Below are 21,271 nucleotides of genomic sequence, written 5' to 3'. Positions count from 1 at the left end.
GTTCGCCGGGCCTTCGCCAAGGTGATCATTTCCCGCACGGAATAAACCCTTTCGCAAGACTTGGGCCGCTAGCGTCCATCCCATGGAAGGGTGGGTCCATAAAACTGCGATTGCCGCGCTCGTTCTCCTCGCTTCGGCGGGGACGGTGTCTGCTGCGGATTGGAGATCGACCGTGACGCGGCTCATTGCCGCGCAGCACTCCTATCCGCGCAGTGCCCAGATCCGGGGCGATGAGGGCACTGCGAAGGTGCGGATCAGCGTGGATGCCGGGGGCAAGATCACCGGCGTCGAACTCGTCGAGCCGACGGGGTCGAAAATCCTCGACCGGGAAGCCGTGCGCATTCCGCAGAAAATCGGCACCGTGCCGCCGCCGCCAGGCGGTCCCACCAAGCTGGTGATTCCGATCGCCTGGAAACTGACTTAAGCGGACTGACCTGAGCGGTCCGAAGACGATCGCAATGCCGGTTCGAACGGGGTTCTGTTCTCCCCTCCCTTCAAGTGGAGGGGCTTTATCAGGCGTCCTGCTTCACGATTTCCGTCATGGTGACGCCGAGGTGATCGTCGACGAGTACGACTTCGCCGCGCGCGACGAGGCGGTCATTCACGAAGATGTCGATCGCTTCCCCGACGCTCCGGTCGAGCTCGATCACCGCGCCGGGGGCGAGCTTCAGGAGCTGGCTGACTTCCACCGCCGATCGGCCGAGCACCGCCTGCACGCGCACGGGCACGTCGAACACCGATTCGAGCTCCACCGCGCCGGGCTGACCGTCGGCAGCCTCCTCAGGCGACACTTCCGCCGCATAGGCGCGCGTGGGTTCATAATCGGGACGCAGATCGTCCATCACAATTCTCCCTCGGTAAGATGCAGGCATCAGAATACGAACTCCTCGCTGCCGTCGCGGTTGTCGGCGAGAACGATCTCGCCCGCGTCCGCGAGCTGTTTTGCCACCTGAACGATCGCCTGCCGGGCTTCCTCCGCCTCCCGCAGGCGAATGGGGCCCATCAGCTCCATATCCTCACGCAGGATGCGGGCGGCGCGCTCCGACATGCTCATGAAGAAGAATTCGCGCAGCGCCTCGCCGGCGCCTTTCAGCGCCGCCGCGAGCCGGTTCTTGTCGATGTTGCGGAGCAGCGTCTGGATACTGGCGGCATCGAGCCGCGCCAGATCCTCGAACGTGAACATCAGCGCGCGGATGCGCTCTGCGGCATCGAAGGCGCGGTCTTCGAGTGCCAGCATGAAGCGTGCCTCGGCATCGCGGTCGAGGTGATTGAAAATCTCTGCCATCACTTCGTGCGTGTCGCGGCGCGCGCTGTGCGCGGGGTTCGAAAGCAGATCGGCGCGCAGCGTCTCCTCGACAGTATCGAGCACGTCCTGTCGCACGGCGCCGGCGCGAAGCATCCTGAGCACGACATCCATCGCGGCGTCGTCCGGCAGACGCGAAAGGACACGTGCGGCCTGCTCGCGCCCGATGCGGCCGAGCACGACCGCAGCCGTCTGCGGGTGCTCGCCGCGCAGATAGGCGGCGAGAACGTCTTCGCCGACGTTACCAAGCGTGTCCCACGTCGTCTCGCTTACGGGTGCTGCGCTTTCTGCAGGGGTGCCGGAGACTTCGCCGGCGAAGGTGGCAAGCAGGCGCTCGGCGAGCGGTGCTGGAACCGGGCCGATCCGGGCCATTGCGTCGCTCAGCGCCCGGGCTTCGTCGTTGCCGAGGTGCGCCCAGATCGCGCCGCCATGTTCACGCCCTAGCGCGACCATCAGCGCGGCGGCGCGCTCGACGCCGGAGAGCGCGGCGAGCGGCTCTGCCGGTGCGACGAGAGGCTCGGCGCGCAGCGCTGCGGCGCGCGCGCTCATGCGGACATCCATTGGCGGACGATGGCGGCGGCAGCGGCCGGACGTGCGGCAACGGCGTCACCCGCGCGGCGAAGCGCGGAGCTGCGCGCGGTATCGTTCGCGAATACGACGGCTGCGGGCTGCGCTGGTTCTGCAGCGCGTGCAGGCTCGGGCGCCCCGACGGGCGTGTGCTTTCGGAACATCCGCAGCATCAGGAACAGCACGGCGAGCGTAAGAATGCCGACGAGGAGCGCGCGCGCGAATGGCACAAGTGCGTCCAGCGAACCGGAAAGCGCCGGTGCGGTCTCGGCGGGCGCGAATCGCACGGTCTCGACCGTCAGCGAGTCGCCGCGCATCGCATCGAAGCCGACGGCGCCCTGCGCAAGGCGGGTGAAGCGGGCGAGTTCGGCCTTCGTGCGCGGCTCGTAGCGGATGCCGTCCGGCCCTTTGACATGATGGCCGTCGACCATGACCGAAACCGTGAGGCGGCGAATCTGGCCGCTGCTCCTGATGGTGGTCGTCTCGGTGCTGTTCGTTCCCGGCTCTGCGGCCTCCGAAACCTGCCGCGTCTGATCGGGTTCGATCTCCGCAGAGACGACGGCGCGCACGTTGTCGCGGCCGATAATCGCGCCGATCATCGCTTCGACCTGTTCGCGAAGCCGCGTTTCGACGCGGGCCTGCCGATCGGAAACGGGCGCGGTGGCGGTGGCAGCAATGGGGGAGGGATCAGCCGCGGCAGGAGCGGGATCGCGCAGGAGCACAAGGCCGAGCAGCGCCGCGGCCGCGCAGAGCACGGCGATCAGCAGCAATGGCGGCTTCTCGTTCTGCTCCAGCGCTTTCAAGTCTGGCGCTTTCTGGGCCTGTTCCACGCGCACACGATCCCGACTTTTGAACAATGCGGAACTGTGGGGCCCGGATGGTGAAAATGGCGTAAAGAAATGGCGAGCCGCGGAGCGATGTCGCCATGGGCCGGACGCAGAAAGGGCGGAAGAGATCCCCCGATGTCTTCCGCCCTTTGGCAGGCGCCCGCACAGGAAGGGGCGCCGGTTTGATATCCGGTGTCAGGCGCTTTCGCGGTCGTAGAGCGCCCGGTAGTGCTGAACCCGCGTGACGCGGAGGCCGGGCATACCGACGCGGTCCACGGCGCGCTCCCACGCCGCGAACTCCTCGGGACTGAGGCCATAGCGTTCGCAGGCGTCGTCCGCAGAGATGAGCCCGCCCTTCACCGCGGCCACTACCTCGGCCTTGCGGCGCACCACCCAGCGGCGCGTGTCCGAGGGAGGCAGCGTGTCGAGAGTAAGCGGCTCTCCAAGGGGGCCGATTACTGATGCAGGGCGAAACTTCTGATTTTCCATCATTATTCTTTTGGCTCCAACACTACGCGACTGCCTTGTTGATGGACCCTAGCGCCAGACCCCTAAAAGAACGCCTAAACGCCAAGGTAAATTCTGCGGCAACAGACGTTAATTCGGTACTTTTCGTCTTAGTCATTGAAATTGCTGTACCTATCTTTGCCGAATCATCGCGGTTCGGAAACCGCAGGCGCGCCCACCGGCTCCATATACGCGGCGGAAGGTGCAAAAATCGTAAGCGGCCTCTATATGCGCGGGCATGAACGTCATTCCCGACCTTGGCGGCCTCCGGCCCGGCGCGCGCGTGGTCGTCGCCATGTCCGGCGGCGTCGACTCAAGCGTTGTCGCGGCGCTGGTGAAAGAGGCGGGCTACGAGACGATCGGGGTCACGCTCCAGCTTTACGATCATGGTGCTGCGGTGGGGAAGGCGGGCACGTGCTGCGCGGGCAGCGATATTCACGACGCACGCCGTGTCGCCGACCGGCTCGGCATCGCACATTACGTGCTCGACTATGAAAGCGCGTTCAAGGACAGCGTGATCGAGGCGTTCGCCGACGAATATGTGCAGGGGCGCACGCCGATTCCCTGCGTGACGTGCAACCAGACGGTGAAATTCCGCGATCTTCTCTCCGTCGCGCGTGATCTCGGCGCCGATGCGATGGCGACCGGCCACTATGTGCGGCGGGTGGACGGCGCGAGCGGGCCGGAACTGCACCGTGCGGTCGACCCGGCGCGCGACCAGAGCTATTTCCTGTTCGCGACGACGCACGAACAGCTCGGTTATCTGCGTTTTCCGCTCGGCGGCATGGAAAAGGCGGCAGTGCGCGAACATGCGCGGCGATTCGGGCTCGTGGTTGCGGACAAGCCCGATAGTCAGGACATCTGTTTCGTGCCCAACGGCGACTATGCGGGGATCGTGCGCAAGTTGCGCCCCGAAGCTGGCGAGCCGGGCGAGATTGTGGACATGGGCGGGGCCGTGCTCGGGCAGCATCGCGGCCTCATCCACTACACCGTCGGCCAGCGGCGGGGCCTCGAGATCGGCGGGCTTGCCGATCCGCTCTATGTCGTGCGGCTCGAGCCGGAGACGCGGCGCGTCGTCGTCGGCCCGCGTGCCGCACTGGGTGTCTCGGGTGCTGTGCTCGGCGCGGTCAACTGGCTGGGGCCGAACTTGGGCAAAGGACTCGATGTTCTCGCCAAGGTCCGATCGATGGCAAAGCCTGCACCCGCGCGCTTCGACGGCAACCGCATCACCTTCGCCGTGCCCGAATACGGCGTCGCGCCGGGGCAGGCGTGTGTGCTTTACGATGGCGAGCGCGTGCTCGGCGGCGGCTGGATCGAAAGCACGGTTTCGGCGCTGGTCGCAGCCTGACCGCTAGCTGCTGCGCGCCACCTTTGCCCACACCGGCAGGTGATCGCTGGCGCGCTTCGCGGTGAGCGAGGCGTGGACGCCGCTTTCTTCCACCTTGAAATGATCTGACACGAAGATTCGGTCGAGCGTGCCGAGCGGCCGCCGCGTCGGGAAGCTGGGGCCGCAGGCGGCGCACTGGTGGTGGCGCTGGAACTCCTTCAGCGCCTTGCTGTTCACCATCCAGTCGTTGAGATCGCCCATCAGGATGCTGGGGAGCTGCGTGGTACGCTCGCCGAGGTGGTCGACGAGCATCTTCGCCTGCCGCGCGCGATAGATCCCGGTAAGATCGAGGTGCATGCCGACCACGCGCACCGGCTCCCCGCGCACGACGAGGTCGGCGAGCACCGCGCCGCGCGGTTCCAGCATCGGCAGGAACAGCGGCTCGCCGTGGATGATCTCGTGGTCCTTGCGCACGAGGATGGCGTTGCCATGCCAGCCGATGCTGTTCGGGCGGTTCTCGATGGGCACGGCGCGGTAGGGGCTTTCCGCCTCGATCATATCGCGCGGAATCGCGCTCGCCCGCTCGCCGAGGCGGCGGTCGGCCTCTTGAAGCGCGATGATATCCGCGTCGAGTTCATTAAGCACCGCGAGCACGCGATCTGGCTTGCGGACGCGATCCAGGCCGATGGCCTTGCGCATGTTGTAGCTGGCGACGCGGAGGGTCATGCGCGGGAAGATAGGCGCGCGGTGACGCTCTTCAAAGGGTGAAGCTGCCTTCGATCACCGTCACGCAGGTTCCGCCGAGTACGGCGCGCTCCCCGTCGAGGCGGCAGGCGACGCGGCCGCCGCGCGCGCTGGCCTGGAAGGCCTGAAACGTCGGCTTGCCCAGCCGCTCCACCCAATAGGGGGTCAGCATCGCGTGCGCGGCGCCGGTGACGGGGTCTTCGTCGATCCCCGCACCCGCCGCGAAAACGCGGCTGACGACGTCGAACACGCTGTCGCCGGGCGCGGTGACGACGATGAGATGGTTGCCGACCTCGCGCAGCAGGCCGAAATCGGGCTTCATCGCGCGCACGGACGTCGCGTTGGGCACGACGTAGAGCCAGTTCTCGCCGGGAAAGCTGAGCACAGCCTCGGGCGTCAGGCCGATCGCTTTCACGACGCGCGGATCCGCTGCATCGGGCGTCGGTCGGCGCGCAGGCAGATCCAGTTCGTAGCCGCCGTTGGCACGCCTCACTTCCAGCACGCCCGCAAGCCGCGTGCGGAACCGGACGCGGTCGAGGTCGACGTCGCGCGAAAGAAGATAATGTCCGCTCGCGAGCGTCGCGTGGCCACAGAGGTCCACCTCGATCGCGGGCGTGAACCAGCGCAGGTCATAATCGGCGTCCGCTGCGTCAGAAGGGATGAAGAAGGCGGTTTCGGCGAGGTTGTTCTCCTCGGCAATCGCCTGCAGCACGTCGTCGGCGAGCCATGCATCCAGCGGCATCACCGCGGCGGGATTGCCTTCAAACGGGCGTGCCGCGAAGGCGTCGATCTGGGCGAAGGGGAGCTTAGTGGGCATGGCTCTCTTCCTGAGTGGGGTGCGTATCGAAGTGGCCGCTCGGGTCGACGTGGACAAGGATGTCGCTGCCGGGGAAGGCTTGCAGAACCGCGGCCTCGACGACGTCCACGATGTCGTGCGCGGCAAGCACTGTTATCTGGGGGTCGACCCAGATGTGGAACTGAATGAAGTCGGTGTGCCCGGCGTGGCGCGTCTTCAGCTCATGAATCCCCTCGACGCCCGGCACTGCGCAGACGAGGGCTTTCAATCGCTCACGCTTCTCGTCATGCCATTCCTTGTCCATCAGCATGTCGAGCGCATGGCGCGCGGTCTTGAACGCGCCCCAGGCCAGCCACAGCGCGATGAGAACACCGAACAGCGGATCGGCACCGCGCATTCCGAGCATGGCATCGAGCACAAGCGCCGCGATCACCGAGAGGTTGAGAAGCAGGTCGGACTGGTAGTGCATCCGGTCCGCATCAATGGCGAGCGACCTGGTACGGCGAACGATCAAACGCTGGTAGGACACGAGCGCGAGCGTCACCAGAATCGCAAAGACCGACACACCAATGCCGAGTTCGGCTTCGGCGGGTGGCGTGTCGCTCCCGAACGCATGCACGGCGCGCCAGCCAATCCCGATCGCGGAAACGGCGATGAACACGGTCTGCGCAAGCGCCGCGATAGGCTCCGCCTTGCCGTGGCCGAAGCGGTGGTCGGCATCCGCGGGTTCGGCAGCGACGCGCACGCCAATCAGCGTGATGATCGAGGCGATGAGATCAAGTGCAGTGTCAGCCAGCGAGCCAAGCATCGCGACGGAGCCCGTCTCCATCGCCGCATATGTCTTGACCGCGCCGAGCGTCAGCGCCGCCGAGAACGACGCGATTGCCGCGCGGCGCGTGAGCTTGCCCCGGGCTTCAAGCCTGGCGGCGTCCATTACGGATACTGCATGGAGCGCGCCCAGCCGCTGCCGGTCCGGTCGTAAATATAGCGCTCGTGCAGGCGATCGTGCCGGTCCACCCAGAATTCGATGCGCGACGGCACGACGCGGTAGCCCGACCAGTGCGGCGGACGCGGCACGTCGCCGCCTTCATACTTCGCGGCGAACTCGGCCACGCGGCCTTCCAGCGTCGCGCGGTCGTCCAGCGGCTCGGACTGGAAGCTGGCCCATGCGCCAATCTGCGAGGCGCGGGGGCGGACCCCGAAATAGGCGTCGGCTTCGGCTGCAGTGACGGGTTCCACGGCGCCGTCGATGCGGACCTGACGCCGCAGCGACTTCCAGTGGAAATTGAGGTGCGCGTACGGGTTCGCGGCAAGCTCGCGGCCCTTCCGACTCAGCGTGTTCGTATAGAAGGTAAAACCGCGCGGATCGACGTCCTTCAGCAGCACGATCCGCACTGACGGTCGCCCATCCGCATCCGCAGTGGCAAGCGACATGGCGTTGGCGTCATTGGGTTCGGAGGCGGACGCCTCCTGGAACCAGCGGCCAAAGAGTTCGAAGGGATCGTCGGGAAGCATTGTCATGGCCGGCTTCATAGACCCTGCAACGACGGGAGGGAACCGCATGTCAAAACAATTCGACAATTATCGAAATGGGGATTGACGAACGTATTCAATTCGATAATTCTGGAAATATAGAAAGGTAAGTCGGCCATGAGCATCACGAACAGCGGAGCAGCGATCGCGGCCCTGTCCGCCCTCGCGCAGGAGCATCGGCTTGCGGCGTTTCGTCTGCTCGTCGAAGCCGGGCCGGAGGGACTTCCCGCCGGTACGGTTGCCGAAGAACTCGGTATTCCGCCATCTTCGCTGTCGTTCCATCTCGCGCATCTGGAGCGCGCGGGACTGGTTGCGAAAACCCGGATCGGACGGACGCTGATCTACAGTGCCCGCTTCGAAACCGTTCGCGGGCTCGCCGACTATCTTCTCGAAAACTGCTGCGGCGGGCGCGCGTGCGCCGATGCCGCGGTCCCTGAACGTCTCGCCAAAGGAGCCTGACCGATGAAACGTCTGCATGTTCATGTCGCTGTGAGCGACCTCGAAGCCTCGACCCGCTTTTATTCCGCGCTGTTCGCTGCGGAGCCGAGCGTGGTGAAAGCCGACTACGCCAAGTGGATGCTCGACGACCCGCGCGTCAACTTCGCCATTTCCGCGCACGACGGCGCAGCGCCGGGCCTGTCGCACCTCGGCATCCAGGTGGAAAATGCGGACGAGCTGGCAGAGGTTTATGGGCGGCTGCAGAAAGCGGATCGTCCCGTGCTCGACGAAGGCGCGACGACGTGTTGCTACGCGAAGTCGACCAAGAGCTGGATCTCCGACCCGCAGGATATTGTGTGGGAGACGTTCCTGACCACGGGCGACGCCGTCGATTACGGCACGGGTCCGGAACTCAGCCGTATCGCCGCCGATCCGGCCGCGACCGGCCAGCGCTGCTGCGGGTGAGACGATGGAACCTTACAACGTCCTCTTTCTCTGCACTGCGAACTCGGCGCGCTCGATTCTGGCCGAGGCCATTCTGAACCGGATCGGGGAAGGGCGGTTTCGGGCGTTCAGCGCTGGCAGCTATCCGCGCGGGTCCGTGAACCCGGCGGCGATCGACGTGCTGCGCAGTCTTGGGCATCCCGTCGAAGACCTGCGTTCCAAGAGCTGGGACGAATTCGCGCAGCCGGACGCACCGAAGCTCGATTTCGTGTTCACGGTCTGCGACAACGCCGCGGGCGAGGCGTGCCCGATCTGGCCGGGGCAGCCGATGACGGCACACTGGGGCATCCCCGACCCCGCTGCCGTCGAAGGTAGCGACGCGGAAATCCACGCCGCGTTCTTCGATGCTTACCGGCAGCTCAAGAACCGCATCTCGCTGTTCACCGCGCTTCCCATCGCATCCATCGACCGGCTGAGCCTCAGGCATCGGCTGGAGGAGATCGGCAAGGCATGAGCCTGTTCGAACGCTACCTGACATTGTGGGTGATCGCCTGCATCGCCGCAGGCATCCTGCTCGGATCGGCGATGCCGGGGCTGTTCGCGGCCGTGGCGGGCGCGGAGCTTTACAGCGTCAACCTGCCCGTCGCCGTGCTCGTGTGGCTCATGATCATTCCGATGCTGATGAAGATCGATTTCGCCGCGCTAAGGCAGGTCGGCGCGCACTGGCGCGGCATCGGCGTCACGCTGGCGCTCAACTGGGCGATAAAACCCTTCACGATGGCCGCCCTCGGCTGGCTGTTCGTCGGCTGGCTGTTCCGCCCGCTGCTGCCGGAAGCGGAGATCGAGTCGTACATCGCGGGCCTGATCCTGCTCGGCGCGGCGCCCTGCACGGCGATGGTGTTCGTGTGGAGTAACCTCTGCAGGGGGGAGCCGCATTTCACGCTTAGCCAGGTCGCGCTCAACGACGCAGTGATGGTTTTCGCCTTTGCGCCGATCGTGGGCCTGCTGCTCGGCCTCTCCGCGATCACGGTGCCGTGGCAGACGCTGCTGATTTCGGTGGGGCTCTATATCGTCGTGCCGGTGATCATCGCGCAGGCCGCGCGCACCCGGCTGATCGCGTCGGGCGGGGACGCGCGGCTGCGGCGCGCGCTCGCCGCGATCCAGCCGATGTCGCTGGCCGCACTGCTGGCGACGCTGGTGCTGCTGTTCGCCTTTCAGGGCGAACAGATCATCGCGCAGCCGCTTGTCATTGCGCTGCTCGCGGTGCCGATCGCAATTCAGGGCTATCTGATCTTCGGGATCGGCTATTTCGCGAACCGGGCGTTCGGCGAGGCACACTGCGTCGCCGGGCCGTCCGCGCTGATCGGCGCGAGCAATTTCTTCGAGCTTGCCGTCGCAACCGCCATCAGCCTGTTCGGCATCACGTCGGGCGCTGCGCTTGCCACGGTTGTCGGCGTGCTCATTGAAGTGCCGGTGATGCTGTCGCTCGTCGCGATCGTGAACCGCTCGCGCGGATGGTACGAAAAGAGCGCCTGACCGCCTCTTGCGACGCTGGAATTCCTCCCTATCTCCAGCTTGTTGTATTTCGGCAACAGTGGATTTTCCGGAGGCATTGTGGTGAGCGTAGGGACGATGAGCGATCTCTATTCGACCCTTGGTGTAAAGCGCGGCGCGAGCGATGCGGAAATTAAGTCCGCGTACCGCAAACTGGCCAAAGAGCTGCACCCCGACCGCAACAAGGACAACCCGAAGGCGTCGGAGAAATTCTCCGAGGTGACGGCGGCCTACGACCTGCTTTCCGACAAGGACAAGCGCGCGCAGTACGATCGGGGCGAGATCGACGAGCAGGGCAATCCCAAGATGCCGTTCGGGTTCGGCGGCGGTGGCGGTGGCGGGCCGGGCGGCGGTTATTCGCGCACGTACAGCACCGGTGGCGACGATTTCAGCTTCACGGGCGCCGCCGACGACATTCTTTCCGAACTTTTCGGGCGGGGCCGGCGCGGCGGCGGCGGTTTTGGTGGTTTCGACTTCGGCGGTGGCGCGGGTCCGCGCCAGCCCCCGGCTAAAGGCCGCAATGTCGCCTACAAGCTCGCCGTCGATTTCGCCGAGGCGGCCGAATTGAAGCCGCAGCGTGTGACGCTCGCCTCCGGCAAGACGGTGGACCTGAAGCTCCCCGCCGGTTTCGTCGAGGGTCAGCAAATCCGGCTTGCCGGGCAGGGCGAGGCGGGGCCGGGGGGAAACGGTGACGCGATCGTCACGCTGCGGGTTGCTCCACACCGGTTCTTCAAGCGCGACGGCGACGATATTCGTCTCGAACTGCCGATCCGACTCGACGAAGCCGTGCTTGGGGCCAAGGTGATGGCGCCGACGACGAGCGGCTCGGTGATGCTTTCCGTGCCGCCAGGATCATCGTCCGGCAAGGTGCTGCGCTTGAAAGGCAAGGGTTTCCACAAGAAAGATGGTGGCCGCGGTGACCTTCTTGTGATGCTCGAAATCGTGATTCCCGAAAGCGACGCCGCACTGAAGACGTTCGCGGAAGGCTGGGACAGCGGCAAGGCGCACGACCCCCGCGCCGGAATGGCATGATCCGTTTCTTCGCGCGTCTGCTCGAGGAAGAGCGACGCGCGGTTCGCGTGGCCCTTCGCGTCGCAAAGGGCGTGTGGGACGACGGCTTCATCCACGCCGGGAACCTCGCCTACCTTTCGATGCTGGCGCTGTTTCCGTTCTTTATCGTGCTTGGCACGTTCGCGGGGATGCTTGGCCGGTCGGATGCCGGGCTGGAAGCGGTCGAGGGCTTTCTGCGGACGCTGCCGGCATCGGTTGCCGGGATCGTCGGTCCGCCGATCGAGGCGGCGATGCAGGGCTCGACCGGCATCCTCACCTTCTCGATTCTGGTCGGCCTGTGGACGGCGGGAAGCTATATCGAGACGATCCGCGATATCCTTCGCCGCGCCTATCATACCGAATATGCAGCGCCCGTCTGGCAGCGCAGGCTCGGCAGCTTCGCGGTAATTCTGGGAAGTGTTTTCCTGATGCTGGCGGCCTTTGCCGCGCAGGTGATCGTGGTCGCTGCGGAAGAGGTCGTGGCGCGCTTCCTGCCGTGGATCGACACGGTCGAGGAGATCATTGACATTGGGCGGCTCGGGCCTCTGGTGGTACTTTTCCTCGCGCTCTACCTGCTGTTTCACAGCCTGACCCCGGCCATATACCGGAAGCGCGGCCCGAAGTGGCCCGGCGCGGCGGTCACTGCGGGCGTGTGGGTAGGCGCGACGCTGATTCTGCCGCGCCTACTCGCCGACGTTTCCACCTACGACCGCTTCTACGGCCCGCTCGCGGGCGTCATGATCACGCTGCTGTTCTTCTTCATCGCGGGCATGGGATTCGTGATTGGGGCGGAGCTGAACGCGGCGCTGGCAATGGAACCCGAAAGTGGGCAAAAGGACGCGGAATCGGGGGGACAACCGAAAGGCTGAAAGCAGATATGGCTGGATTGATGCAGGGAAAACGCGGGCTGATCATGGGGCTCGCGAATGAACGCTCGCTGGCGTGGGGGATTACGCAGGCGCTTGCCGATCAGGGTGCGGAACTGGCGTTCAGCTATCAGGGCGAGGCGCTTGAGAAGCGCGTGCGTCCGCTGGCCGAGAGCGTCGGGTCGGACTTCCTGATCGAATGCGACGTCTCCGACATGGCGGGGCTGGATACCGCGTTCGAGACGCTCGCGGCGCGCTGGCCGACGATCGATTTCCTCGTCCACGCGATCGGCTTTTCGGACAAGAACGAGCTGCGCGGTCTCTATGTGGACACCAGCCTCGAAAACTTCCTGCTGACCATGAACGTGTCGGCCTACAGTTTCGTCGCGGCGACGCGAAGGGCGCGGGCGATGATGCCGAATGGCGGCTCGGTGCTGACGCTCAGCTATTACGGCGCCGAGAAGGTGGTGCCGCATTACAATGTCATGGGCGTCGCCAAGGCGGCGCTTGAAACGAGCGTGAAGTATCTCGCGATGGACCTCGGGCCGGAGAACATCCGCGTGAACGCGATCTCCGCCGGGCCGATCAAGACGCTCGCGGCGAGCGGCATCGGCGACTTCCGCTACATCTTGAAGTGGAACGAGCTGAACAGTCCCTTGAGGCGCAACGTCACCATCGAAGACGTCGGCGGCTCGGCGCTCTACCTGCTCTCCGACCTCGCGAGCGGCGTGACGGGCGAGATTCACCATGTCGACGCCGGCTACAACGTGATCGGCATGAAGGCAGAAGACGCGCCGGACATCGCGCTCGCCTGATGTTCAACAGCTTCGGCCGCATCTTCCGGTTCACGACGTGGGGCGAAAGCCACGGCCCGGCGCTCGGCGTTGTCGTTGACGGCTGCCCGCCGGGGATCGCGCTTTCCGAAGCCGACGTCCAGCCGTGGCTCGACAAAAGGAAACCCGGCCAGTCGCGGCACACGACTCAGCGGCGCGAGCCCGATGAGGTGAAGATCCTCTCCGGCGTGTTCGAGGGCAAGACGACCGGTACGCCGATCTCGATGATGATCGAGAACGTCGACCAGCGCTCGAAGGATTACGGCGATATTGCCGAAAAGTATCGCCCCGGCCATGCCGACTATACGTATGACGCGAAATACGGCTTTCGCGACTATCGCGGCGGCGGACGCTCGTCAGCGCGGGAGACGGCGGCGCGCGTGGCGGCGGGGGCGGTGGCGCGCAAGGTGATCGCGGGTGTTGGCATCCTCGGCCACGTCGTCGAGATCGGCGGCGACCGCGCGGAACGGTTCGCGGCGCATGAACTTCCGGACAATGATTTCTGGTGTGCCGACCCCGACGCCGCGAAGCGCTGGGAAGCTCTGCTCGACAGGGTGCGCAAGTCCGGTTCATCGGTGGGCGCGGTGGTCGAGGTGGTCGCGAGCGGGGTTCCGGCAGGCTGGGGCTCGCCGCTCTATGCCAAGCTCGACAGCGAGCTTGCGGCGGCGATGATGTCGATCAACGCCGTGAAAGGCGTCGAGATCGGCGACGGCTTCGCAGCAGCGCGCCTGCGCGGCGAGGAGAATGCCGACCGGATGCGGCCTGGCAATCCGCCGACGTTCGACACGAACCATGCGGGCGGTGTGATGGGCGGTATTTCGACCGGGCAGGACGTGGTCTGCCGCATCGCGCTGAAGCCGACCTCCTCGATCCTGACGCCGGTGGAAACGATTACCCGCAGCGGCGAGGCGGCCACCGTGATGACCAAGGGGCGCCACGACCCCTGCGTCGGGATCCGCGCCGTGCCGGTCGCCGAAGCGATGATGGCCTGCGTGCTCGCCGACGCTTTCCTGATGCACCGCGCACAGGTGAGATGACCGACCGCATCGCGCGGCGGCTGTGCATTCACGGCCGCGTACAGGGCGTGTGGTACCGCGCATGGACGCTCGAAACCGCGCAGGGGCTCGGTCTCGACGGCTGGGTGCGCAACCGCATCGACGGCACGGTGGAGGCGCTCGCCGTGGGCCCCGCCGAAGCTATCGAAAAGCTGGTTACGGCCTGCCACGAAGGCCCGCCCGCCGCAAAGGTGGAGCGCGTGGAGGTCGAAGACGCGCAAGGCATCGTGCCACGCGGGTTTACGAAGAAGCCAACGGTTTAGGCACGGCGTTCGCCGATCAGCGTACCCTTGATGCCGCGCACGTAGCGCCAGTCGAAGTCCGGCCAGTCGCGCCGCCAACGCCGCGCGATCATGCGCTCGCCCGGGCGGGCGGCATCGTCCAGCATGATGTGTCCGCCCGGCGTAATCCGGTCGAACAGGCCATCGGCGCTGCCGCGCGTGAACGGGTGGATCGTCCACGGAGGCCCGTCGATGACGAGAAGGTCTATCCGTTCCGGCAGGTCGCCGTGGCGATACCAGAGGCCCGGCCAGTTCGTCGCAGGCACGAGCGCCGCGGCGCGGAGATCGGCGACGAGGCCGTGTTCGGCAAGCCAGCGCCGGGTCGCTGCGACGAAATCGGCGTGCTGGTCGAAGCTGACGAGCGTGCCACGGCCGGCCTTGCGGAGTGCCGCCGCGATGATGAGCGTCGACGCGCCCATGCCGAATTCAACGACCGTGTCCGGGCACAGGCGGATGATGTCGTCGGCGAGCTGTGTGAGGAAGCCGACATCGGCCTTCCAGCTGCCCAGATGCGGCAGCGCGGTGCGCGGAAGGCCCAGACGATCGAGGAGTGCGAACTTCGCAGCGATCCGCCCGCCCCAGAGACTTCGCAGCAACCAAGGCCACTGGATGAGCGCGAACGCGATGACCGCGAGCCGGTTGCGCCAGCGCTGCGGCGGCGCGAGCGCGGACAAATCCATGGTCCGTGGCCGGATCGCCGTGCGTTCGCGCGAGGTCATGTGGCCGAAGCCTAGTCCGCGAACGGGTCCGTCACAAGGATGGTGTCTTCGCGTTCGGGGCTGGTTGAGACGAGCGCCACCGGGCAGCCGACGAGTTCCTCGATACGGCGGACATATTTGATCGCTTGCGCCGGAAGCTGCGCCCAGCTGCGCGCGCCGGCAGTCGATTCGTGCCATCCGTCGAACGTCTCGTAGATCGGCTTCGCGGCCGCCTGTGCTGCCGGATGCGCCGGTAAATGATCGTAGCGAATTCCGTTCACATCATAGCCGGTGCAGATTTTCAGTTCATCGAACCCGTCGAGCACGTCGAGCTTGGTGAGCGCGATGCCCGTGACGCCCGACACGGCAATCGACTGGCGCAGCAGCGCCGCGTCGAACCATCCGCAGCGGCGCTTGCGGCCCGTGACCGTGCCGAATTCATGACCGCGCTCCCCGAGCCGCTGGCCGGTTGCATCGTCGAGTTCGGTGGGGAAGGGGCCGGAGCCGACGCGCGTCGTGTAGGCCTTGACGATGCCGAGAACGTACCCGGTCGCCGAGGGACCGAGGCCCGAACCGCCGCTCGCGGTGCCCGCGATGGTGTTCGAGCTGGTGACAAATGGATACGTGCCGTGGTCGACATCGAGCAGCACGCCCTGCGCGCCTTCGAACAGGATGCGCTTGCCCGCGCGGCGCGCCTCGTTGAGACCGACCCAGGCCGGGCCCGCATAGGGCAGCACCTCGGGCGCGATGGCCTCGAGGTCGGCGATCAGCGCGTCACGGTCGATCGGATGAACGCCGAAGCCGGCACGCAGCGCATTGTGGTGCGCGAGCAGGCGGTCGATCTGCGGGCCCGCCTCATCGAGGTGCGCGAGGTCGCAGACGCGCAGCGCGCGGCGGCCCACCTTGTCCTCATAGGCGGGGCCGATGCCGCGCCGGGTGGTGCCGATCTTGCCCGCGCCGCTTGCGTCCTCGCGCAGTGCGTCCAGGTCACGGTGAAACGGAAGAATCAGCGGACAGGTTTCGCTGATGATGAGATTTTCCGGGCTGATCGCGACGCCCTGGCCGCGCAGCTTCTCGATCTCCATCTTGAGGTGCCACGGATCGAGCACGACGCCGTTGCCGATCACGGACCGCGTACCGCGCACGATGCCCGAAGGCAGCAGGCTCAGCTTGTAGGTGTTGTTGCCGACGACGAGCGTGTGGCCCGCATTGTGACCGCCCTGGAAGCGCACGACGACATCGGCGCGCGCCGATAGCCAGTCAACGATCTTGCCTTTGCCCTCGTCGCCCCACTGGGCGCCGATCACGGTCACATTGGCCATTTCGGGGACGTCTCCATTCAGCGTCGATACACGGCGGCACTCACTAGGGTTGAAGCGCCGGTGCGTCCACGGCTTTTGCACAGGCGGGCGAAGGATATTCACGCTATCAGGCGTATCGGATCGTGCGGGACTGGAGAAACGATGCAGACAGGGCGGATAATCGGGTGGGCCGTGCTCCTGCTGGCAGGCGCTGCAACCGCTCAGCCGCGACCGGGCGGGGGCCTGATGGCCTGCCGCGTGGATATGGAGACGCTGTGCGGCAGCGACAAGGCGAACAAGCCAAAGGTCCGCCAGTGCATCATCGAAAATCGCGATAAGGTCTCTGACGAATGCAAGCGCGCACTCGATGCGCTGCGCAACGGTCCGGGTGCGGGCGCGATGCCGACCGTGACGGTGAGCTACGGCAACGATGCGCGGCAGGCGATCGACTTCTACCGCGCGAAGGGCGCCGCGCCAGCGCCGCTGATCGTGTTCATTCATGGCGGGGCGTGGAGCCTCGGCGACAAACGGCAGGCGTCGGGACGCAAACCGGGGCACTTTACAGGCGAGGGTTATGCCTTCGCCTCGATCAACTACCGCCTGGTTCCGCAGGCGACGGTGGAACAGCAGGCGGCGGACGTGGCGTCCGCGATCGACATGCTGCGGTTCCGCGCGGCTGAGTACGGCATCGACCCGAACCGCATCGCGCTGATGGGTCACAGCGCAGGGGCGCATCTCGCCGCGCTGGTGGCAAGCGATCCGCAGTATCTGAAGGACGCGGATGTCCCGATGAAGGCGGTGAAGGCCGTCGTGCTGCTCGACGGCGCCGGGTATGATGTGGCGGCGCAAATGAAGACCGGTGGTCCAGTCGTCCAGAAGCTATACGGGCCGGCGTTCGGGGACGATCCGAAGCGGCAGGCGCTATTGTCGCCGATGAGCCATGCAGCGGCACCGAACGCTGCTGCGTGGCTGGCGCTTTATGTCGATGGGCGGGACGCGTCGCTCGGCCAATCGCAGGCGCTGGTGAAGGCGCTGGGCGCTTCAGGCGCGAAGGCGCGCGCGGTGGCGGTGCCGGACAGCAGCCACAGTGAACTCAACCAGAAGCTTGGCACTGACGGCGACATGGCCACCGCCGAGGTCGATGCGTTCCTGAAAGCGGAACTGTAAGACCCTCAGAGCTTGATGAGTTCCTCGCCGTCGAGCGTATAGTCGCAGCGCAGCCGCTTTGGCGTGTCGGCATCCGTAAGCGCGGAGACCGTCGTCCAGCCTTCGGTGCGCAGTTTGGCGCTCACTTCCGAATCGGTATCGAGCGGCACGAACAGGCGGCGCCGGCGGGAGGCGCCGAGGCCCGCATCGACGAGGCCGTCGACATAGAGCGAGAAACCCACCGCGGCTTCCTCGCCGCCGCCGGGATGGCGGACGAGATAGGTGCCGCCGCGGCCGACTTCGCCGCGCACGCCTGCCGCGAACACCGAAAAGCCGATCCATGTCTGATATTCGAAGCCGTGGCGTTCGGTCGGGTCGATGGTGACGGCGGCGTGTGGCGCGGCCGTGGCCACCAGTCGTTCGAGGCCGGCGATGCGCGTGTCGAGCGCGCCGCCTGCGTTGAGTGACTTCAATCGCGTGAGCGCTGATTCGGCAGGTCCGGCCGCCTCGATGAGCGCGCTGTATCGCGATGCGTCCAAGCCCTGAAGTGCCGCAGCGTCCTTGCCGTCGAGCGCGGTCTGTACATCGGCGAGCGGCGTGGTGACGGGCCAAGGGCCCGATGCGAGCGTGCCGACGAGATCGGGCAGGGTGAGATCCACCGACATGTCGGCAAGGCCCGCCGCAGACAGCGCTTCGAGCGCAATGCCGAGCAGTTCCGCGACGGCGTCGACGTGATCCGAGCCGATGAGTTCGGCGCCCATCTGCATCGCCTCGCGCTGCGGCCCGACCTGTGCCGGGCGCACGCGGAGCACGGGGCCGCCGTAGGCAAGGCGTAGGGGGCGCGCGATGTGCGCCATGCGCGTCGCGGCGATGCGGCCGACCTGCGCGGTGATATCGGGGCGAAGCGCGAGCGTGCGCTGCGAAAGGGGATCGACGAAGCGCAGCAGATCCTGCGGCCGGGCGGAGGAGAGGCGGGTGACGAGGCTATCCTCGAACTCCACGAGCGGCGGCGAGACGCGCTCGTAGCCATGCGCCGAGACGCTGTCCAGCAGCGTGCGGAGCAGGTCCGCCGCTGCTTCGGCCTGCGGAGGCAGGCGGTCGCGGAAGCCTTCGGGGAGCAGGCCCTTGGAGATAGGATCGGTCATGGTAGCCCGGCTCTAGCGGCGCGCGCGGCCCGAAACAAGGTTCGGGCCGCGCATACCGTTACTTAGAAGCGAAGGGCTTTAACGTCCTTCACGCCGTCGAGTTTGCAGATTGACCAGAGTAGCGGATCGGAGATGGCGCCGTCGACCGACAGCAGCAGGATCGCCTCGCCGCCCTGGCCGCGGCGGCCGAGGTGGAAGGTGCCAATATTGACCCCGGCCTCGCCGAGTGCGCTGCCGACCTTGCCGATGAAGCCCGGCTTGTCCTCGTTGGCGATGAACAGCATCGATCCGTCGAGGTCGGCCTCGACCTTGATGCCGAACAGTTCGACAAGGCGCGGGCGCTTCATGCCGAACAGTGTGCCCGCGACGGAGCGTTCGCCGTCCTCGGTCTTCACCGTCACGCGCAGCAGCGTGTGATAGTCCGTCTCGCGTTCGTGGCGGACTTCCGCGATTCCGATGTCGCGCTCGCGGGCAATGTGAACAGCGTTAACCATGTTCACCGTGTCCGAAATCGGGCGCATCAGGCCGGTAATGACGGCGCTGGTGATCGGCTTGATGTTGAGCTCGGCAGCGGCGCCTTCCACCTCGACGGTGACGTGGCTGATCGCGCCCTTGGCGAGCTGGCCCGCAAGCAGCCCGAGCTTTTCGGCAAGCTCGATATAGGGGCGAACCTTCGGTGCTTCCTCGGCGGAGAGCGACGGCACGTTGAGCGCGTTGGTGACGGCGCCCGAAAGCAGGAAGTCGGAGATCTGCTCGGCGACCTGGATGGCGACGTTCACCTGCGCCTCGTCCGTGGACGCGCCGAGGTGCGGGGTGGAGATGAAGCCGGGCGTGCCGAAAAGTGGGCTTTCGTGCGCGGGTTCGTTCACGAACACGTCGAGCGCGGCGCCGGCGATGTGGCCCGAATCGAGCAGTTCCTTGAGCGCTGCCTCGTCGATGAGGCCGCCGCGGGCGCAGTTGATGATGCGCACGCCTTTCTTGGTCTTCAGCAGGTTCTCGCGGCTGAGGATATTGCGCGTCGAATCGGTGAGCGGCGTGTGCAGCGTGATGAAGTCGGCACGGGCGAGGAGCTGGTCCAGCTCCACCTTCTCGATACCGATGTCCTCGGCGCGTTCCGGCGTCAGGAACGGATCATAGGCGACGACCTTCATCTTGAGGCCCAGCGCGCGCTCGGCGACGATCGAGCCGATGTTCCCCGCACCAATCAGGCCGAGTGTCTTGCCCGTGACCTCGACACCCATGAAGCGGTTCTTCTCCCACTTTCCGGCCTGCGTGGAGGCGTCCGCCTCAGGAAGCTGGCGGGCGAGCGCGAACATCAGCGCGATGGCGTGCTCGGCGGTGGTGATCGAGTTGCCGAACGGCGTGTTCATCACGACGACGCCCTTCGCCGAAGCGGCGGGGATATCGACGTTGTCGACCCCGATTCCGGCGCGGCCGACGACCTTCAGGTTGGTCGCGGCTTCGAGGATGTCGGCAGTCACCTTGGTGGCGGAGCGGATGGCGAGGCCGTCGTACTGGCCGATGATCGCCTTCAGCTCGTCCTTGGTCAGGCCGGGTTTCTCATCGAAGTCGACGCCGCGCTCCTTGAAGATGGCGGCGGCCTTCGGGGACATTTTATCGGAAATCAGAACCTTGGGCATGGTGGTGCCTTTCGTCGTCAATGGTCGGCAGAGCCGGTGACGGTTATTGGGAGATGACGGTTTCGAACGCCCAGTCGAGCCACGGCGTCAGCGCCTCGATATCGGCGGTCTCCACAGTGGCGCCGCACCAGATGCGGAGGCCTGCGGGCGCATCGCGGTAGCCGTTGATGTCGAGCGCCGCGTTTTCCTTTTCCAGGAGCGAGGCGATCTTTTTCGGCGTTTCCGCGTCGGCGCGCGGGTCCGTGATTTTCAGGCAGACGCTGGTGTTCGACCGCGTGGCGGGATCAACCGCGAGGTTTTCGATCCACGGCGTCTTTTCCACCCACGCATTGAGCGCGGCGGCATTGGCGTCGGCGCGGGCGGCGAGGGCCTTCCAGCCGCCGAGCCCATCCGCCCATTCGAGCGCATCGATATAGTCCTCGACGCAGAGCATCGACGGCGTGTTGATCGTCTCGCCGGTGAAAATGCCTTCGATGAGCTTGCCGCCCTTGGTCATGCGGAAGATCTTCGGCAGCGGCCATGCGGGCGTGTAGGTTTCAAGCCGCTCGACCGCGCGCGGGGAGAGGATGAGCACGCCGTGCCCGCCTTCGCCGCCGAGCACCTTCTGCCACGAAAAGGTGGTGACATCGAGCTTGTCCCACGGCAGGTCCTGAGCGAAGGCGCCGGACGTGGCGTCGGCAAAGGTGAGGCCTTCGCGGTCCGCCGGAATCCAGTCGCCGTTCGGCGCGCGGACGCCCGAGGTGGTACCATTCCACGTGAAGATCACGTCGCTTGCGAAGTCGACGGCCTTGAGGTCCGGTAGTTCGCCGTAGGGCGCTTTGAGAACCGTGGGGTTCAGCTTCAGCTGCTTGACTGCGTCCGTTACCCAGCCTTCACCGAAGCTCTCCCATGCGAGGCAGGTAACCGGGCGGGCGCCGAGCATCGACCACATCGCCATCTCGACCGCGCCGGTGTCCGAGGCGGGGACGATACCGATGCGGTAGTCGTCCGGCACGCCCAGCACCTTGCGAGTGAGGTCGATGGCGAGCTTCAGGCGCGCCTTGCCGAGCTTGGCGCGATGCGAGCGGCCGAGCACGTCGAGATTGAATTTGGTAGGGTCCCATCCGGGGCGCTTGGCGCACGGGCCGGACGAAAACTGGGGGCGTGCGGGCAGGATGCCCGGCTTGGTAACGTCAGTCATAATCTCTCCTCACAGAGAGCGCGCGCCGCGTTGGGA

The 21,271-nt window shown here is 66.1% G+C and carries 25 protein-coding genes; 12 read left to right on the top strand and 13 right to left on the bottom strand.

The window, feature by feature from the left end:
* The first annotated feature begins 82 nt into the window (after positions 1–82).
* Positions 83–424, top strand: a complete 342-nt coding sequence (locus H2052_RS10250) for a TonB family protein (protein WP_293781169.1) — start codon at positions 83–85, stop codon at positions 422–424.
* Between the two features lie 88 nt (positions 425–512).
* Here the strand turns inward: H2052_RS10250 and fliN are convergent, their stop codons facing one another.
* From fliN to H2052_RS10230, 4 genes are all read right to left on the bottom strand, one after another.
* Positions 513–842: a flagellar motor switch protein FliN gene (gene fliN / locus H2052_RS10245; protein ID WP_293781166.1), complete on the bottom strand. Its 330-nt coding sequence runs from the start codon at positions 840–842 to the stop codon at positions 513–515.
* A 29-nt stretch (positions 843–871) separates the two neighbouring features.
* Positions 872–1,852: a flagellar motor switch protein FliG gene (locus H2052_RS10240; RefSeq protein ID WP_293781163.1), complete on the bottom strand. Its 981-nt coding sequence runs from the start codon at positions 1,850–1,852 to the stop codon at positions 872–874.
* Positions 1,849–2,700, bottom strand: a complete 852-nt coding sequence (locus H2052_RS10235) for a flagellar M-ring protein FliF C-terminal domain-containing protein (RefSeq protein WP_293781160.1) — start codon at positions 2,698–2,700, stop codon at positions 1,849–1,851. Before H2052_RS10235 ends, H2052_RS10240 begins: the two co-directional genes overlap by 4 nt.
* Before the next feature lie 192 nt (positions 2,701–2,892).
* The gene (locus tag H2052_RS10230; protein ID WP_121047996.1) at positions 2,893–3,189 is read right to left on the bottom strand and encodes a DUF1153 domain-containing protein; all 297 of its coding nucleotides are present in this window, start codon (positions 3,187–3,189) and stop codon (positions 2,893–2,895) included.
* Positions 3,190–3,442: 253 nt separating this feature from the next.
* On the opposite strand from H2052_RS10230, the gene mnmA reads away from it, so the two are divergent.
* The gene (gene mnmA, locus H2052_RS10225; RefSeq protein ID WP_293781155.1) at positions 3,443–4,552 is read left to right on the top strand and encodes a tRNA 2-thiouridine(34) synthase MnmA; all 1,110 of its coding nucleotides are present in this window, start codon (positions 3,443–3,445) and stop codon (positions 4,550–4,552) included.
* A gap of 3 nt (positions 4,553–4,555) precedes the next feature.
* Here mnmA and H2052_RS10220 read toward each other — a convergent pair whose 3' ends face one another.
* Genes H2052_RS10220 through pdxH form a run of 4 tightly spaced genes read right to left on the bottom strand, consistent with a single transcriptional unit; the run spans position 4,556 to position 7,586 of the window.
* Positions 4,556–5,257: an endonuclease/exonuclease/phosphatase family protein gene (locus tag H2052_RS10220; RefSeq protein WP_293781152.1), complete on the bottom strand. Its 702-nt coding sequence runs from the start codon at positions 5,255–5,257 to the stop codon at positions 4,556–4,558.
* Between the two features lie 31 nt (positions 5,258–5,288).
* Positions 5,289–6,092 (bottom strand): PhzF family phenazine biosynthesis protein, encoded by an 804-nt coding sequence (locus H2052_RS10215; RefSeq protein WP_293781149.1) that lies wholly within the window; start codon positions 6,090–6,092, stop codon positions 5,289–5,291.
* Entirely contained in the window at positions 6,082–7,005 is a 924-nt protein-coding gene (locus H2052_RS10210) for a cation diffusion facilitator family transporter (RefSeq protein ID WP_293781146.1), read from the bottom strand. The genes H2052_RS10215 and H2052_RS10210 overlap by 11 nt, the downstream gene beginning before the upstream one ends.
* Entirely contained in the window at positions 7,005–7,586 is a 582-nt protein-coding gene (gene pdxH, locus H2052_RS10205; RefSeq protein ID WP_293781214.1) for a pyridoxamine 5'-phosphate oxidase, read from the bottom strand. The genes H2052_RS10210 and pdxH overlap by 1 nt, the downstream gene beginning before the upstream one ends.
* Before the next feature lie 135 nt (positions 7,587–7,721).
* Between pdxH and H2052_RS10200 the strand changes: the two genes are divergently transcribed.
* The 9 genes from H2052_RS10200 to H2052_RS10160 all read left to right on the top strand — a co-directional run bounded on the left by H2052_RS10200 (position 7,722) and on the right by H2052_RS10160 (position 14,107).
* A complete protein-coding gene (locus H2052_RS10200) occupies positions 7,722–8,063 on the top strand; it encodes a metalloregulator ArsR/SmtB family transcription factor (protein ID WP_293781143.1) in 342 nt (113 codons plus the stop codon).
* 3 nt (positions 8,064–8,066) lie between these two features.
* A complete protein-coding gene (locus H2052_RS10195) occupies positions 8,067–8,507 on the top strand; it encodes an ArsI/CadI family heavy metal resistance metalloenzyme (protein ID WP_293781140.1) in 441 nt (146 codons plus the stop codon).
* 4 nt (positions 8,508–8,511) lie between these two features.
* Positions 8,512–9,000 (top strand): arsenate reductase ArsC, encoded by a 489-nt coding sequence (locus tag H2052_RS10190; protein WP_293781137.1) that lies wholly within the window; start codon positions 8,512–8,514, stop codon positions 8,998–9,000.
* On the top strand, positions 8,997–10,022 hold the full coding sequence (arsB, locus tag H2052_RS10185) for an ACR3 family arsenite efflux transporter (protein WP_293781134.1): 1,026 nt from the start codon (positions 8,997–8,999) through the stop codon (positions 10,020–10,022). The genes H2052_RS10190 and arsB overlap by 4 nt, the downstream gene beginning before the upstream one ends.
* A 96-nt stretch (positions 10,023–10,118) precedes the next feature.
* Positions 10,119–11,072 carry a J domain-containing protein gene (locus H2052_RS10180; RefSeq protein ID WP_293781211.1) on the top strand — a complete coding sequence of 318 codons (954 nt, stop codon included), beginning with the start codon at positions 10,119–10,121 and terminating at the stop codon, positions 11,070–11,072.
* Entirely contained in the window at positions 11,069–11,959 is an 891-nt protein-coding gene (locus tag H2052_RS10175) for a YihY/virulence factor BrkB family protein (RefSeq protein ID WP_293781131.1), read from the top strand. The genes H2052_RS10180 and H2052_RS10175 overlap by 4 nt, the downstream gene beginning before the upstream one ends.
* Before the next feature lie 8 nt (positions 11,960–11,967).
* On the top strand, positions 11,968–12,771 hold the full coding sequence (gene fabI / locus H2052_RS10170) for an enoyl-ACP reductase FabI (RefSeq protein ID WP_293781128.1): 804 nt from the start codon (positions 11,968–11,970) through the stop codon (positions 12,769–12,771).
* Positions 12,768–13,826 carry a chorismate synthase gene (gene aroC / locus H2052_RS10165; RefSeq protein ID WP_293781208.1) on the top strand — a complete coding sequence of 353 codons (1,059 nt, stop codon included), beginning with the start codon at positions 12,768–12,770 and terminating at the stop codon, positions 13,824–13,826. The genes fabI and aroC overlap by 4 nt, the downstream gene beginning before the upstream one ends.
* The gene (locus H2052_RS10160) at positions 13,823–14,107 is read left to right on the top strand and encodes an acylphosphatase (protein ID WP_293781125.1); all 285 of its coding nucleotides are present in this window, start codon (positions 13,823–13,825) and stop codon (positions 14,105–14,107) included. Before aroC ends, H2052_RS10160 begins: the two co-directional genes overlap by 4 nt.
* Here the strand turns inward: H2052_RS10160 and H2052_RS10155 are convergent.
* Together H2052_RS10155 and H2052_RS10150 are read right to left on the bottom strand one after the other, a co-directional pair.
* Entirely contained in the window at positions 14,104–14,844 is a 741-nt protein-coding gene (locus tag H2052_RS10155; protein WP_293781122.1) for a class I SAM-dependent methyltransferase, read from the bottom strand. The two genes, H2052_RS10160 and H2052_RS10155, sit on opposite strands and share 4 nt — an antisense overlap.
* A gap of 11 nt (positions 14,845–14,855) precedes the next feature.
* A complete protein-coding gene (locus H2052_RS10150; RefSeq protein WP_293781119.1) occupies positions 14,856–16,145 on the bottom strand; it encodes an adenylosuccinate synthase in 1,290 nt (429 codons plus the stop codon).
* Positions 16,146–16,370: 225 nt separating this feature from the next.
* On the opposite strand from H2052_RS10150, the gene H2052_RS10145 reads away from it, so the two are divergent.
* Complete coding sequence (locus tag H2052_RS10145) at positions 16,371–17,291, top strand: alpha/beta hydrolase (RefSeq protein ID WP_293781116.1); 921 nt, start codon at positions 16,371–16,373, stop codon at positions 17,289–17,291.
* A 5-nt stretch (positions 17,292–17,296) separates the two neighbouring features.
* On the opposite strand, the gene H2052_RS10140 is transcribed toward H2052_RS10145, so the two are convergent.
* From H2052_RS10140 to H2052_RS10130, 3 genes are all read right to left on the bottom strand, one after another.
* A complete protein-coding gene (locus H2052_RS10140; RefSeq protein WP_293781113.1) occupies positions 17,297–18,415 on the bottom strand; it encodes an ATP phosphoribosyltransferase regulatory subunit in 1,119 nt (372 codons plus the stop codon).
* 62 nt (positions 18,416–18,477) lie between these two features.
* Positions 18,478–20,055, bottom strand: a complete 1,578-nt coding sequence (gene serA / locus H2052_RS10135; protein ID WP_293781110.1) for a phosphoglycerate dehydrogenase — start codon at positions 20,053–20,055, stop codon at positions 18,478–18,480.
* Positions 20,056–20,098: 43 nt separating this feature from the next.
* A complete protein-coding gene (locus tag H2052_RS10130; protein ID WP_293781107.1) occupies positions 20,099–21,235 on the bottom strand; it encodes a phosphoserine transaminase in 1,137 nt (378 codons plus the stop codon).
* Positions 21,236–21,271: the final 36 nt, after the last annotated feature.

The sequence above is a fragment of the Sphingosinicella sp. genome, assembly GCF_013911755.1.
Taxonomy (GTDB): domain Bacteria; phylum Pseudomonadota; class Alphaproteobacteria; order Sphingomonadales; family Sphingomonadaceae; genus Sphingosinicella.
The sequence above is the reverse complement of the archived record's forward strand: the minus strand, read 5'-3'. Positions and strand labels throughout refer to the sequence as shown.

What these genes read in the sequence shown, in the direction of transcription:
- H2052_RS10250 (WP_293781169.1), top strand. Translation starts at nt 83, where the DNA reads ATGGAAGGGTGGGTCCATAAAACTGCGATTGCCGCGCTCGTTCTCCTC.
- fliN (WP_293781166.1), bottom strand. Translation starts at nt 842, where the DNA reads ATGGACGATCTGCGTCCCGATTATGAACCCACGCGCGCCTATGCGGCG.
- H2052_RS10240 (WP_293781163.1), bottom strand. Translation starts at nt 1,852, where the DNA reads ATGAGCGCGCGCGCCGCAGCGCTGCGCGCCGAGCCTCTCGTCGCACCG.
- H2052_RS10230 (WP_121047996.1), bottom strand. Translation starts at nt 3,189, where the DNA reads ATGATGGAAAATCAGAAGTTTCGCCCTGCATCAGTAATCGGCCCCCTT.
- mnmA (WP_293781155.1), top strand. Translation starts at nt 3,443, where the DNA reads ATGAACGTCATTCCCGACCTTGGCGGCCTCCGGCCCGGCGCGCGCGTG.
- H2052_RS10220 (WP_293781152.1), bottom strand. Translation starts at nt 5,257, where the DNA reads ATGACCCTCCGCGTCGCCAGCTACAACATGCGCAAGGCCATCGGCCTG.
- H2052_RS10215 (WP_293781149.1), bottom strand. Translation starts at nt 6,092, where the DNA reads ATGCCCACTAAGCTCCCCTTCGCCCAGATCGACGCCTTCGCGGCACGC.
- H2052_RS10210 (WP_293781146.1), bottom strand. Translation starts at nt 7,005, where the DNA reads ATGGACGCCGCCAGGCTTGAAGCCCGGGGCAAGCTCACGCGCCGCGCG.
- pdxH (WP_293781214.1), bottom strand. Translation starts at nt 7,586, where the DNA reads ATGCTTCCCGACGATCCCTTCGAACTCTTTGGCCGCTGGTTCCAGGAG.
- H2052_RS10200 (WP_293781143.1), top strand. Translation starts at nt 7,722, where the DNA reads ATGAGCATCACGAACAGCGGAGCAGCGATCGCGGCCCTGTCCGCCCTC.
- H2052_RS10195 (WP_293781140.1), top strand. Translation starts at nt 8,067, where the DNA reads ATGAAACGTCTGCATGTTCATGTCGCTGTGAGCGACCTCGAAGCCTCG.
- H2052_RS10190 (WP_293781137.1), top strand. Translation starts at nt 8,512, where the DNA reads ATGGAACCTTACAACGTCCTCTTTCTCTGCACTGCGAACTCGGCGCGC.
- arsB (WP_293781134.1), top strand. Translation starts at nt 8,997, where the DNA reads ATGAGCCTGTTCGAACGCTACCTGACATTGTGGGTGATCGCCTGCATC.
- H2052_RS10180 (WP_293781211.1), top strand. Translation starts at nt 10,119, where the DNA reads ATGAGCGATCTCTATTCGACCCTTGGTGTAAAGCGCGGCGCGAGCGAT.
- H2052_RS10175 (WP_293781131.1), top strand. Translation starts at nt 11,069, where the DNA reads ATGATCCGTTTCTTCGCGCGTCTGCTCGAGGAAGAGCGACGCGCGGTT.
- fabI (WP_293781128.1), top strand. Translation starts at nt 11,968, where the DNA reads ATGGCTGGATTGATGCAGGGAAAACGCGGGCTGATCATGGGGCTCGCG.
- H2052_RS10160 (WP_293781125.1), top strand. Translation starts at nt 13,823, where the DNA reads ATGACCGACCGCATCGCGCGGCGGCTGTGCATTCACGGCCGCGTACAG.
- H2052_RS10155 (WP_293781122.1), bottom strand. Translation starts at nt 14,844, where the DNA reads ATGACCTCGCGCGAACGCACGGCGATCCGGCCACGGACCATGGATTTG.
- H2052_RS10150 (WP_293781119.1), bottom strand. Translation starts at nt 16,145, where the DNA reads ATGGCCAATGTGACCGTGATCGGCGCCCAGTGGGGCGACGAGGGCAAA.
- H2052_RS10145 (WP_293781116.1), top strand. Translation starts at nt 16,371, where the DNA reads ATGGCCTGCCGCGTGGATATGGAGACGCTGTGCGGCAGCGACAAGGCG.
- H2052_RS10140 (WP_293781113.1), bottom strand. Translation starts at nt 18,415, where the DNA reads ATGACCGATCCTATCTCCAAGGGCCTGCTCCCCGAAGGCTTCCGCGAC.
- serA (WP_293781110.1), bottom strand. Translation starts at nt 20,055, where the DNA reads ATGCCCAAGGTTCTGATTTCCGATAAAATGTCCCCGAAGGCCGCCGCC.
- H2052_RS10130 (WP_293781107.1), bottom strand. Translation starts at nt 21,235, where the DNA reads ATGACTGACGTTACCAAGCCGGGCATCCTGCCCGCACGCCCCCAGTTT.